11 protein-coding genes and 1 pseudogene are annotated in these 13,046 nt (G+C 43.4%); 4 read left to right on the top strand and 8 right to left on the bottom strand.

From position 1 onward, the window contains the following. The 4 genes and pseudogenes from OGM63_RS09550 to argZ form a co-directional block, all read right to left on the bottom strand. A pseudogene (locus OGM63_RS09550) lies at positions 1 to 610 on the bottom strand (O-antigen ligase family protein); the annotation flags it as partial. Beyond that, positions 607 to 1,449 (bottom strand): YaaW family protein, encoded by an 843-nt coding sequence (locus tag OGM63_RS09545; protein WP_263745282.1) that lies wholly within the window; start codon positions 1,447 to 1,449, stop codon positions 607 to 609. The gene OGM63_RS09545 and the pseudogene OGM63_RS09550, both read right to left, overlap by 4 nt. Before the next feature lie 243 nt (positions 1,450 to 1,692). Continuing rightward, the gene (locus OGM63_RS09540; RefSeq protein ID WP_263745281.1) at positions 1,693 to 2,193 is read right to left on the bottom strand and encodes a DUF2085 domain-containing protein; all 501 of its coding nucleotides are present in this window, start codon (positions 2,191 to 2,193) and stop codon (positions 1,693 to 1,695) included. Between the two features lie 40 nt (positions 2,194 to 2,233). Continuing rightward, positions 2,234 to 4,345 carry a bifunctional arginine dihydrolase/ornithine cyclodeaminase gene (gene argZ / locus OGM63_RS09535; RefSeq protein ID WP_263745280.1) on the bottom strand — a complete coding sequence of 704 codons (2,112 nt, stop codon included), beginning with the start codon at positions 4,343 to 4,345 and terminating at the stop codon, positions 2,234 to 2,236. Positions 4,346 to 4,661: 316 nt separating this feature from the next. On the opposite strand from argZ, the gene OGM63_RS09530 reads away from it, so the two are divergent. Beyond that, on the top strand, positions 4,662 to 5,228 hold the full coding sequence (locus tag OGM63_RS09530; RefSeq protein ID WP_263745279.1) for a Uma2 family endonuclease: 567 nt from the start codon (positions 4,662 to 4,664) through the stop codon (positions 5,226 to 5,228). Between the two features lie 35 nt (positions 5,229 to 5,263). On the opposite strand, the gene OGM63_RS09525 is transcribed toward OGM63_RS09530, so the two are convergent. From OGM63_RS09525 to OGM63_RS09515, 3 genes are all read right to left on the bottom strand, one after another. Continuing rightward, complete coding sequence (locus tag OGM63_RS09525) at positions 5,264 to 6,121, bottom strand: Rpn family recombination-promoting nuclease/putative transposase (RefSeq protein WP_263745278.1); 858 nt, start codon at positions 6,119 to 6,121, stop codon at positions 5,264 to 5,266. Beyond that, positions 6,102 to 6,473, bottom strand: a complete 372-nt coding sequence (locus OGM63_RS09520) for a GNAT family N-acetyltransferase (protein ID WP_263745277.1) — start codon at positions 6,471 to 6,473, stop codon at positions 6,102 to 6,104. Before OGM63_RS09520 ends, OGM63_RS09525 begins: the two co-directional genes overlap by 20 nt. Positions 6,474 to 6,834: 361 nt before the next feature. Further along, positions 6,835 to 8,073, bottom strand: a complete 1,239-nt coding sequence (locus tag OGM63_RS09515; protein WP_263745276.1) for a TetR family transcriptional regulator — start codon at positions 8,071 to 8,073, stop codon at positions 6,835 to 6,837. A 317-nt stretch (positions 8,074 to 8,390) separates the two neighbouring features. Between OGM63_RS09515 and OGM63_RS09510 the strand changes: the two genes are divergently transcribed. Further along, positions 8,391 to 9,227: an acyl-CoA desaturase gene (locus OGM63_RS09510; RefSeq protein ID WP_263745275.1), complete on the top strand. Its 837-nt coding sequence runs from the start codon at positions 8,391 to 8,393 to the stop codon at positions 9,225 to 9,227. A 228-nt stretch (positions 9,228 to 9,455) separates the two neighbouring features. Here the strand turns inward: OGM63_RS09510 and OGM63_RS09505 are convergent, their stop codons facing one another. Then, the gene (locus OGM63_RS09505) at positions 9,456 to 9,872 is read right to left on the bottom strand and encodes a hypothetical protein (protein ID WP_263745274.1); all 417 of its coding nucleotides are present in this window, start codon (positions 9,870 to 9,872) and stop codon (positions 9,456 to 9,458) included. Positions 9,873 to 10,190: 318 nt separating this feature from the next. Between OGM63_RS09505 and OGM63_RS09500 the strand changes: the two genes are divergently transcribed. Together OGM63_RS09500 and OGM63_RS09495 are read left to right on the top strand one after the other, a co-directional pair. Next, positions 10,191 to 12,050 carry a S8 family peptidase gene (locus OGM63_RS09500; protein WP_263745273.1) on the top strand — a complete coding sequence of 620 codons (1,860 nt, stop codon included), beginning with the start codon at positions 10,191 to 10,193 and terminating at the stop codon, positions 12,048 to 12,050. Positions 12,051 to 12,181: 131 nt separating this feature from the next. Continuing rightward, positions 12,182 to 12,409 (top strand): hypothetical protein, encoded by a 228-nt coding sequence (locus OGM63_RS09495; protein ID WP_263745272.1) that lies wholly within the window; start codon positions 12,182 to 12,184, stop codon positions 12,407 to 12,409. Positions 12,410 to 13,046 lie beyond the last annotated feature (637 nt).

The following is a 13,046-nucleotide window of genomic DNA, read 5'->3' as shown; positions in this document are numbered from 1 at the left end:
CCCCTTGTCCCCCTTGTCCCCCTTGTCCCCTAGCTCTCAACTGCTGATAGCTTTCTAACCACAACCCTAACCCCAGGATGAAAACTATCATCAGATAAGCACCTAAGGTGTTAGCGTGCATGAAGATTGAAGCCATGCGACCTGGTGGATCTCCTTGGTGTAGGATGTTTATTTCCAAGACAATCCACAAAACTTCTAACTTAGAAGTCCAGCCCAAAAATAATTGCCCAAAGCCAATTATCACCACAGGTATGGAAGATATGACTAAATTCCAAGTTAGTTGACGCAATTGTCCGGGTGTCTGAATTAAAGCGCTAAAGCCGACGAAAAATAAAAAGAACGGTAAGAAATTAAACAAGCCAAGGAAAGCTTCTGTTTTATTCTCAGCCAAGGCAGAGCTAATGATTAACAATACACCGAGGAGGGCAAATCCCCGATTGAGGGGACGACGAATAATTGTGCGGTGTTGTGGCAACCAAGTTTTTAATGATGCGACACCTAGAGTTACGGCTCCTAAAAACGGACTCAACGGAAAGATAAATAATCCCAGTTGAGCCAAGTTCCAAGGAAATTGTAAATTAGGATTGGGATGGCGAAAAGCGGTTTTCAAGCGGGTTCCCAACATTCGGTGCGGGTGAGGCGAATTTGAGCTAAGGCAAAGATAGTGGGTATGATTCTACCGTAGTTGGTGGCGATCGCTCTCCATCCTAAATCTGCAAAAAACCAACCCCACATTGCTGGTCCTAACATCGCAAATACACTTCTGACTGCGGTATAACGAGCTGCACTCACAGCCATACCCCGTCGTGCCATCTGCAAAGCTACATAGTTTTGAAACTGCGTTGTTGCGATTACCCCACCTTCAACTGCCGCTTGTTGGGCTATTTGATAGGTGGCAAAGTGCATGGCAAATTGACGGGCAATTTGTTTGAGCAACATTGGTTGTATAATTGAAGTGATAGCGATCGCACTACCACCTTTGAAAAGCAAGCCCAAAGGGTCATGCTGCAATGAAAGTGGTAAAGGTTGATTCGATTTGGATTTGGCAAGCTGCTGCTCCACCTGCACATTCAATTTTTGCTTTTCCTTCTCGGGTAATTTTTTCCACACATGCCCTAAAAGATGCAAAAACACTTCCGCTTCTAAATCAACTGTTGCTAGTTGATGATAGTAGCGAATTTTTAGATACTTACATACTTGAATCAAAGCTTCTCGGTAAGTTACCAGCTTTGTCCGTCCCCTTAATACCGTCATCCCATCTGCTGCCAAAAAGCGAAAGCGTGCTTCGAGTGCATCTAGCCAAGCTTTGTGGTCTTGATTTTGCACTTCTAGCGGTTCTGGTGTGTGAACATAATCTATAGGATTAAATTTACGACCAAACAGAATTGCCGTTAAATCCTGCAATTCTTCTTCGGTTGCTAGCTCTAGCGCCGTCCTGAGCTCATCCAATGTCTCTTCCTCCCTAACGATCCGCAGATGAAGGTCTGTACCTTATTCTACTATTAGCTTTCAGCAATCATGATTAGTTAATTTATGCTTTGTCATTAATGACGAATAACCAACAATAATTGTTCACTACCTGTCATGTCAAACTAATAGCTAAAATACCAGGTCATATCATATCCGGTAAATTAACAGTAATAAAAACATTGCAACCGTCGTAGAGACGTTCCGGACGGAACGTCTTTACATTTAAGACTTACGATGGTGCAATATTGGCATAGTAAACAATCCCCACGCCAAACCTGTAATTAACCCAAAGGGTGTAACCAAATAATTGTTAAAATTCCACCAACCCAAAACCTGCGCTGCTAATTCCCACGGATAAGCCATCATTAACATACTAGAAGTCGCCGCACCACTCCAGCCATACTGACTCAACCAGTAAAAACCTTTACCACCAGTCACCCCATACAACAACCGAGTAAACAGCAAACCCGTTACCGTACCGTAACAGCGCATACACACAGCCATAATAAACGGTGGTGTCAAATCTAACCCCATATTCGGTTGCGGACACACATGATTTCCCATGAAATAAATGATGTCCGCAATCAAACCCAACATTGGCAACCCAGACGCAGCAAGAAAAGGAGCTGCCAGCGGTCCCACAACCATCCCCACCAGCAGAAAGTCAGCAATAAAACTAACCCAACGAACTTGTAACCCTCTCTTAAAAGCTACCCCTTCCATTCTCTTCTTACCTTTGCGCCTCTGCGCCTTTGCGTGAGACTTATCCTACCACCGCTTGATAAGGACTAGTCAACTTATCCAACTGCTGCACCAACAGACTCAAAAACAACCCGACATCCGTCACCACACCAACCGATTCAATGGAACCGCGATCGCTTAACTTCGTCACCACAGCCGGATTAATATCCACACAAACCATCTTCACCCCAGCCGGAGTCATATTCCCCACGCCAATAGAGTGCAGCATTGATGATAACATCAAAATCATATCTGCACCTTTAAGCAGTTTCGCATATTCCTCCTGAGCCTGAATCAAATCCATCTGCGTATCCGGCAAAGGACCATCATCGCGAATCGAACCCGCGAGGCTGAAAGGTATCCCAGCGCGGACGCACTCATACATGACACCAGCCTTAAACTCCCCAGCAGACACAGCCGCAGCAATGCTACCATGACGGCGGACAGTATTAATTACCTTCAAATGGTGGCGATGTCCACCGCGCACAGCCACACCCCGCTTCATATCCACACCGAGAGAAGTCCCCATCATATTTTGCTCCATATCGTGGACTGCGATCGCATTTCCACCCAACAGAGCTTGGACATATCCTTCTCTCACCAATCGCGCCAAATGTTCGCCACCACCAGTATGAATTACCACAGGTCCCGCTGTGACAACTACTTTACCACCCGTATCGCGCATTTTACGTAATTCCCACGCCACCTGCTCCACAACTATTTCCACACGGCGTTCGCTGGAAACACCCGCCGACATAAAGCTGAATTCTTGAGCATTGCGTTGTTCTCGCGATTCTGGTTTGCGGACGGTGCGGATACCTTGCACATCCACAACTACATATTCGCCTATTTCTAAATCGCGTAAAATTTTACACCGTGCCAGCCAACCATCAGGAGTTTGGATAACAGCGATCGCACCATCCATCCGCTGCGATCGCACCTTCACCCATTCACCGTTAATCCGCACTTCGGTCGGATAAATCGTACTCACATAAAAATCATCTGGTGCAACTCCTCGTTGCAACACAGGCTCAAGTTTGGCGTCGCGCTCATCTTGGGGCAAATCTACTGCACCCAAATCAATTAGGTGAGATATAATTTGCTCCATCACCTCATGGTTCGGCGCCGACACCTTCACCTCAGCGGCTGAAGTACTTTGTCGCTGTTCTCCCAAGTTGAAATTCAGCACTTGGAAACTACCACCGCTATCGATAATCATATCCAAAGCGCGGTTAATCAAGCCAGAATCAAGCAAATGTCCTTCAATGCGAATAATCCGACTTTCTACCGAAACATTCGCGTGAACTTCATCACGTACTGGTTCGGTCACCCGCAGTGTGAGACATTTAGCCGCACCACCAGCTTTGAGAAATTCTGTTAAGGGTGTTTCCATCACTTGAAAACCCGCATCCCTAAGGCTTGCTTTCAAAGCATCCGAAGCCTTGTTCATAATCACAATCTGGTCTACATTCACCGTATTGCAGGCAAAGTTTACCGCGTCCGCTTCTTCAATTGCAATCCGCTTTTCTGGGACAACACGCATTTCAATCATGCGGTTGGAGTAAGAATCAAAAGCACCTGGATAATACAGCAAATAGCCATTCGCAAGGGGACAAAAGCAAGTATCCAGATGATAAAAGCGCTCATCTGTCAAGCGTAAAGACACCACCTCGATATCCAGCCACTTCGCTAAATAGGGGTGAGAATCTAATTCGGAACGAAAGCCGTATCCTGCCCATAACCAGCGTCCTTCTCGGTCTAGAAGTGCGTCTCCCGCACCTTCAAAGGGCAAATCTTTCGGTAGTTCGTTGACTGTGTAGCCGTTTTCTTCAAACCATTTTTTAAAGTAAGGTTCTTCACCCTGACGCTCTTTGTGTAAAAAGCGACTGAGAACCACGTTATTACCCAACACTAAGCCAGCGTTGGCGGTAAAAACCATATCCGGTACACCTTTCTGGGGTGCAACCAAATCTACAATAGCGTGTTCTTTCAGGAGGAGATGCAGTTTTTCCCACTGTTCCACAGCGCGATCGCGCGATGACTTGTGAATATTCCCTTCCATCCAGGGGTTAATCACATAGTCCACATCATAGTGGTCAGGGGCGCACATTAAAAAGCGAATCCGGGAATCCATAGGAAATATCACAAGCGTTATGAATGCTACAAGCTTAGTACAGACTTTTGTCGATCCAATTCTGTCAAATTTACTACTAAACTTCTTTCTTTTAGTAGTTGAAGGCGTTACAAAGGTTGAGTTTCTATTCTATTATCTCTAGCGACAGGGAAGAAGACAGAGATGGGGGGACAAGGAAAATGACTAACCTAACAATAACGGTTGAGGATAATCCGTCCGCAGAAGATATTCGTACTGTACAGTTTAAGTTGACTTATTTATCAATATAATTTAAATAAATATTATATACTCATTCAATTGCAAACTTCAACAACTTATGTCACTTCCATTAAGCTACTTAACCGTTGAAGAATACCTGAAAGCTGAAGAATCTAGCTTTATTCGCCATGAATACTTGGGTGGTCAAGTTTTTGCGATGGCAGGTGCTAGTGAAGAACATAACCTAATTGCGGGCAATATTTACGCTTTATTGCGTCCTCATTTGCGCGGGACTGATTGTCGTGCTTTTGTCTCAGATATGAAAGTCAAAATTCAAGTAAAAAAGGTCGATATATTTTATTATCCCGACGTTTTAGTTACCTGCGACCCTGAAGACAGAGAAAGATACTTTAAAACTCGTCCAAATTTAATTATAGAAGTACTATCTGATTCCACTGCAACCACAGACAAACGAGAAAAACGGCTTAATTACCAAACTTTAGACAGTTTACAAGAATATATCTTAATCTCTCAAGACAAAATCCAAGTAGAAGTTTACCGTCAAGATACTCAAGGAAATTGGTCAATGCAAACCTTGGGAAAAGATGACATCTTAAAGTTAGAATCAGTAGGTTTAAATCTGACAATGGCAGAAATTTATGAAGATGTCATCAAACTTGACTAATCATAATTGGCAGGGCTTACGCACTCCCCATCGCTTTATAATTTCGGCTGTGCGGCTTGTCTAACAACTTGTTCATCTAAACCTAACGCTTGAGCTATCTGTTGAATACTCAAACCTAATGCCAATAACTGAGGTATGGTTTCGAGCTTACCTTCTTCCTTCCCTTCAAGCTTCCCTTCAAGCTTCCCTTCAGCAAAAACTTCTTGATAAAATCTAGTTTGCTTTAACTCATTTAATCCAAACATTTTTCCCATCTCCTCCCGGCTCAAGCGCGGCAATTTGTAGATTAATATCGTCTCTATTAATTGTATAATTTCTCGTTGTTGGGCAGCATCAATGATTTGTTGTCGAGCGCTGTTGACTATCTCTATAGCTTTTGTTGTCGCAGTTGATTCTGGTTCGATGATTAATTTTACTGCCTCAATCCCGATAGATGATGCCGCAATCGCTGTTAATTCGTCAAGATAGATACGAGTCACTCGTGGTGAGTTGAGTAATTCTGTATACCTCTCGGTAGCTCCAGTATCAACGCTGCGGTTGGGGAAGATGACAACACCACCCCAGTTGTTGATTAATTCTGTTTTATCCAGATAGTTAAAGATTTCTGCAAATAAACGCGAGTAAAATTTTTTATCTGGTTGAAATTGCACCTCAGCAAAATAAATGGGTAGTTCTGAAGTATTGGGTAAAAATACGCCATCAATTCTAAATGCTAGTTGTTTAACTTCTACTGAAGAAAATTGGTAAGCCTGAGCAAGTGATGCTGGTTGGTTAATCAGTTCAAAGAAAGTGCTGGGTAAGCTTTGGAAAATGCGATAAAAGATGCTGTCGGTTTTCAAAGTAGTTGGTGCGTGGAATTTATGAGTGTATTTTCTAGTTTGGCGAACTGACATTCACTAACCATTTTCCCATGACTTTGCTTAATCCTGTGGGCTGTTCTGTAAATCCCAATTTCTTGTAAAAATCAACAGAGTCATCGGTAAAAAAGTAAACGTGTTGTCCTGGCAATTCTTCTATAATAATCTCCATCATTTTTCGCGCAATACCCTGATGACGGTATTCTGAATAAGTCCAAAAATCGACGATGTAAGCATTACACACTCCATCAGATAACGCTCTAGCTGTACCTACAATTTGTTGCTCTGCATAAGCAATGCATGTCGAATAACTATTGGCAAAAGATGTTTTTAACTGCTTTGTAGTTCGTCCGTTATGAAAGTTATCTTTGATTAATGTTGCCTTCATTGCCTCCTAATCAACATCAAGCAAATCGCGTTTATAGGTAATATTCATAGATTTTTGCTTAGTGAAAATAGACTTTATTCAGATCCCCGACTTCGTAAAAGTTGTCGGGGATCTTATTTTTTCAATCATTTAGGACTTTTATATCATTTTTTGTACTTGTCAATATGTCAAAGGCTGTCATTATAAATGCAGAAGCTGTCGTTACTACAACACAAACTTTACTTATAAATTAGAAGCTGTGGTTATAAATGCAGAAGTTGTCGTTACCGCTGCACAAGCTGTGGTTATAAATGCTGAAATCAAAGTTAATTGTACTGTCATTCAGTCAACAACGCTCCAACCAACAACTAACAACCATCAATTATCCTGGCTTTTGATCTAAACGAGTAGCTTGCTCTAAAGCGGCTTTTTCTCTGGCTCTTTTGGCGTAGGGTTGTAATTGAGTGCGATCGCATCCCGTTAAGATGCTAAGATTTTCTAAGCTCATGCCGCGCATCAACATTTCTACACGCCAAGTTTGTTGTGTTTGAATAATTGCTGGTGGTTGTCCTTCTGGTGTTAACAGTCTTTGGGTCCACATGTGCCAATGTACGTCAATTTGTGATTCTGACATTGGTGAGCCAGATTCATGAATAAACATCGCAGGTTGATTATCTTTACGACTTTTCAGCCATTTAGTTAACGGATTATTGGTGTAGGAACCATAGCGAATACCCATTATCCACTGATTGACAGGTACTTGGCGAAATCCGGTGTTATTGGCAATTTGCAGAAAATGTCCTTGACTATCGTAAAATTGATGCGATCGCTCTAAGCCAGCTACTTCCCGAACAGACAACCCACCAGCAAATAACACATATGCCAATGCATAATCTTGCACTCCCAATTTTCTCGCTTGTTGCAGAATTTGATGGACTAAAGAAGCCGGCAAATCAGCCACTTCCCTAATACTAGAATTTATTACAGTCAAACTTGAGGAATATTGACTTGTCTCAACTACTGGTGACATTGCTCCTTGTAAAAACAACTGCACCAAATTCTCCAGAAAATCATCTCTGTCTTCCCAAAGTTCGTGAAATTCACTCGTAAACTCAATTACCGCATACCCCAGCAGCATCCCATTTAACAAACTAGCTAGTTTTTCAGCCGGTAGGTAGGTATTTAAGTGCCCCTGTTCAATTACAGTAGCTAAGTACTCTGCCACATAACGGTTAGCTTCCGTTAACCCCCGTCCCAAAGCGCGACGGTTTTCAGCTGGGTATTGATCTGCTTCACCCACCACAGACCTAACAAACTCTGGAACTTGTTCTAATGCGTGTAAGCTTTCACTTGCATAATCTTTCAGAGCTTGATACACATTACCAGGCGGAATCGCTCGGCTAACAAGAGACTCACCTAAATTTTTAAAGGCTGCGGATTCTTCCAAGACAGCCAAAAGTAGCCCGTGCTTATTGCCAAAATGCCGGAATAGCGTCACTTCATTGACTTCTGCTTTTTCTGCAATTTGGCGGGTTGTAGTACCGCTGACTCCCTGAGCGGTAAATAATTCAAGCGCTGCTTGAATCAAACGTTGACGAGCTGAATGGGATTGAGAGGACATAAAAGAAAAATGCAAGTGCTACTTGCATATAAATCGCAGAACTGTTAGCATAAAAATGTAAGTGATACTTGCTCTACTATAAAGGATTGCTTTAGAAAGAGCGGAACAGATAATCGGGTCAAGCAATGCGTGAGGTGCGTTACGCGTGCTAACACACCAAAAAAAAGAATGACTCTTGTAGGGTGAGGCATCTAGCCTCAGTTTTCTGCGGAGCCATTCCTCAATTGCCAACCTTGCAAAATCTGTCAAATAATGCCGAGCATAGTGCAACTCCCGACAAAAGCAAATCGCTTCCTCACCCATCGACAGGAATTTTTATGACTGCAAAATTTTTTGCCAGTACCCCTGAGGGCGGAAATTCTCCGGCGCTCAATTGGACGAATGTGGTATTTTTTACTACATTTCATGGCATAGCTTTACTTGCTCCCTGGTTTTTCTCTTGGTCTGCATTAGCTCTAGTGATATTTCTCCACTGGCTATTTGGGAGTATAGGTATATGTTTGGGGTATCATCGACTGCTGAGTCATCGAAGTTTCCAAGTCCCGAAGTGGTTGGAGTATGCGATCGCTCTGATCGGAGCGCTGGCTTTGCAAGGAGGTCCAATTTTTTGGATTGGTGGACACCGACAACATCACGCTCATACAGAAGACGTTGACTTAGACCCGTACTCTGCTCAACGAGGGTTTTGGTGGAGCCACATGCTCTGGATTTTTTACCCTCGTTCAGAGTTCTTTGATTATGAAATCTATGCAAAATATGCCCCCGACCTAGCACGACAACCATATTATCGCTGGCTAGATCGCTATTTCCTACTTCTACAAATTCCCCTCAGTATCCTGCTGTATCTCATCGGCGGCTGGTCATTTGTCATCTACGGAATATTTCTGAGAGCAGTCTTGCTTTGGCACTCAACTTGGTTTGTCAACTCCGCCACACACGCTTGGGGCTACCGCAACTTTGAAGCAAACGACGGTGCGCGTAACCTCTGGTGGGTATCGATAGTAACTTACGGTGAAGGCTGGCATAACAACCATCACACCTTTCCCCAAATGGCAAAATCTGGCTTGCACTGGTGGGAAGTCGATGTTACATGGTGGAGCATCAAAGTTTTGCAGACTCTGGGTTTAGCCAAAAAAGTTAATTTGCCCTCTTAGCCACACATATTGTAGAGACGTTCCACTGGAACGTCTTTACTGGAACGTCTTTACCGGAACGTCTTTACTGGAACGTCTTTACCGGAACGTCTTTACGATAAGACGCGATAAATCGCTTATTTCCCCACCCCCAAAACTAAACCACACATATTGTAGAGACGTTCCGGCGGATTGTAGAGACGTTCCGCCGGAACGTCTCTACGATAATGCAAGTGTTAATTGCAGCTTTTACTGCAAGCGTTGCAATTCCTGCTTCATATGCTCACCCCACTGTGCAGCTAAAGGAACTTCTGTAAAAGGAACGCGCACCGAGTTCTCAGGGGAAAATATAAATTCCAACTCAATAGACCGACCTTTTTCTGGTGGCGCTTCGGTATCCGCTTCTTTTTCATCTACCAAAAGGCGGATTTGTTTGACATCTACCAAAGAAAAAGTTTCCAGCTTAATTAAACCTTTTGGCGTGGGTTTTCCCCAAGTTAGCTCGTTGCCTTTTTGACCCAACACGGCGTAAATATCATACTTAGCTGTATCAAATTGTTCTGCCCAAATCCGATAAGCTTCAACTTTTTTATACTCCTGGGAGCCTTGCCAAGCCAACCAGAAAAATATGAATAATAAAGGCAACCATAAAAGACCGCGTTCCATCGTTGAAAAAGTCCTAAGTAGAGCATTTCGTTAATTGATAGCGTTTTTAAACGCAGAGGAGCAAAGGAGGTAAGCGCAGCGAAAAGTGTGGTCTTCTCCCAAAGGGAGAGGCTAACGCCAAGGGGGTTTCCCCCATGAACAACTTTTCAAGACAAAGTGACGCAGAGTTTTTGTGATAAATTTTCGTCATGAACTTACGCTTTGATTGTATTAAGTCCTGAATGAAAGATATGTAACTAAAGTGCAAAATACATCAATTAAAGGGCACAGATAAGTTATCGTAGTGAGCAAAGTGGCATTCATCGGTCATGAGTTAATATGCGAAAGCTTATATTATTGTGCTTGTTTGTCATCGGGCTGGGTGCTGCGATATTTGGTTTCCTGAACTTTCAGGGACTAGCAGCCAAAGGTGATTTTGAGACGATTGTGCTGGATTTTCGCGAAGATATTCCCGCTGTTGAGGTGGAGAAAAATCTGCAAGCGATCGCCCTTCAATATAACGTTACACCCAAACTCGATAATAAATTTTCCGAAAAGGATCATGTGTATGTTATTAAAGGCGATCGCCAACGGCTGAAAGCTTTAAGAAAATCTTCATTCGCCAAAGTCACAGAATTCATCGAGCCAAACTACATCTACAAAATTCCCAATCGCGGTCAAGCTGCTAGGCTGGGAGAATTCTTGCTACCCCAAGACGATGACGATACCAAAGTTTCTGCGAGTCCCACTGCTCCCAATGATGAATATTACAGCAAGCAGTGGAACCTACACAACATTAACGTTGAAGGTGCGTGGCTGCAAACCAAAGGTAGCGGCATCACCGTTGCAGTAATTGATACTGGTATCAGTCGCGTGCGTGACTTGAAAGAGACAAAATTTGTCCCTGGTTACGACTTTGTGAACGACACTGAAGTTGCCACAGACGATAACGGACACGGCACCCACGTTGCTGGAACTATTGCCCAAGCTACTAATAACAAATATGGCGTCGCTGGAATTGCTTACGAAGCCAAGTTGATGCCTTTAAAGGTGCTGAGTGCATACGGTGGTGGAACCGTTGCTGATATTGCCGAAGCAATTAAATTTGCCGCTGATAAAGGCGCAAATGTCATTAATATGAGCTTGGGTGGTGGTGGTGAAAGCCAGTTAATGAAAGACGCCATCGATTATGCCCACAGAAAAGGCGTAGTCATCATTGCCGCTGCCGGAAACGAAGGTAGTAATGGTGCTTCTTATCCGGCTCGTTATCCTCATGTTATCGGCGTTTCTGCCTTAGGCGCAGACGGCGAAAGAGCGCCTTATTCTAACTTTGGTGCTGGGGTAGATATCTCCGCTCCTGGTGGCAGTGATGCAGGTAAGATTTTGCAAGAAACCATCGACCCTGATAACAATGGCGTCGGGGTGTTTATGGGCTTCCAGGGTACAAGTATGGCTGCCCCTCACGTTGCTGGTGTGGCAGCATTAATTGAAGCTTCTGGAATCAAAGAACCAGATCAAGTCTTGGCTGTGCTTCAACAGTCGGCAAGAACTATTAAAGAAGATGCTTTGAACTACTACGGCGCCGGACAACTGAATGCCGATGCAGCAGTTAAACGTGCATTGCAAGGGCAAATCACCTTCCAAGATTTCTTTGGGTGGTTGCGGAATAATGGCTATCTTAACCCAGGCTTTTGGATTGATGGTGGTGCGATCGCGCTATTGCCTAAAATTTTAATGGTAGTCGGTTCCTACCTGCTAGCTTGGTTTTTACGGGTTTACTTCCCCTTCACCTGGAGTTGGTCTTTAGCCAGTGGCTTAGTCGCCGGCAGTTCTGGGTTATTCTTCCTTAAAGGGATTTATATCTTTGACGTTCCCCAATGGCCCTTCCGCGTCTTGGGTAGTTCAATTCCCGAACTCGGGAATGCCCTTCAGGGAACTGATGCTTTTAATCCCCTATTTGCCAGCGTCTTAATTCCGATTATTTTAATGGCGCTGCTCTTGGGAAATCCCACCTGGAAATGGTTTGCAGTCGGTTCCACCCTAGGTATAGCCGCATGTCTAGGAGTCAGCGCATTTTTCGACCCAGCAGTTTGGGGCTTAGGAAATGGTATTTGGTCGCGCTTTTTCCTCATCATCAACGCTCTACTCTGTTACGGACTTGCTAGGTTAGCCCTGAAAAATCAGGAACAAGCTGTGTAGGGCAATGGGCAATGGGCAATGGGCATGGGGCATTGAGCATTGGTAATAATTTTTTTCTTTTCCCCTTTCCCCTTTCCCCTTTCTCCTTTCCCCAAAAAAATCCCCATTACCCATTTAGGACTTAAAATCATATGAGCATTACAGTTACAGGTACTATCCAACACCGTGATATTGGCACAGGCGCTTGGGCGCTAGTTACAGACGATGGCGTTACCTACGAAATCCTTCGGGGTGCCGACAAAAACTTACTTCAAGCCGGACAAAAAGCAAAAGTCACAGGAAAAGTGCGTGAAGATGTGATGACCGTTGCCATGATTGGTCAGGTTTTAGAAGTAAAATCCTTTGAAGTGACGAAATAAATTTAATATCATATCCGGCAAATCAGACATATTGTAGAGACGTTCCGCTGGAACGTCTCTACCAGACAACCTATCTGGAAATTAATTATCCGCTACCCAGAACCCCAACAGACGTAGCACTTAGTAGTCTCTACATCTTTTCCACTTTTTGTGTCTATTATTTTGATCGGTGAATTAGTTTGCAGAATAAGCGCTATCCACGCTTACTACTCTATAAAAAACCCCCTAGCAGGTATAAACCAACTAGGGGAGTGAGTTATCAGGGTGCATCTACCAATTACTTGTTCTCAAGTTTTACACACTCCTCCGGAGAAATTTGTGTATAAAAATATTGTGATTTATTGTCATAAAAAACCCCCTAGCAGGTATAAACCAACTAGGGGAGTGAGTTATCAGGGTGCATCTACCAATTACTTGTTCTCAGGTTTTACACACTTATCCGGAGAAATTTGTGTATAAAAATATTGTGATTTATTGTCATAAAAAACCCCCTAGCAGGTATAAACCAACTAGGGGAGTGAGTTATCAGGGTGCATCTACCAATTACTTGTTCTCAAGTTTTACACACTCATCCGGAGAAATTTGTGTATAAAAATATTGTGATTTATTGTCATAAAAAACCCCCTAGCAGTTATAA

The sequence above is a fragment of the Plectonema radiosum NIES-515 genome, assembly GCF_025753815.1.
Taxonomy (GTDB): Bacteria; Cyanobacteriota; Cyanobacteriia; order Cyanobacteriales; family Nostocaceae; genus Hassallia; species Hassallia radiosum_A.
This window is presented reverse-complemented; position numbering and strand designations above follow the sequence as displayed.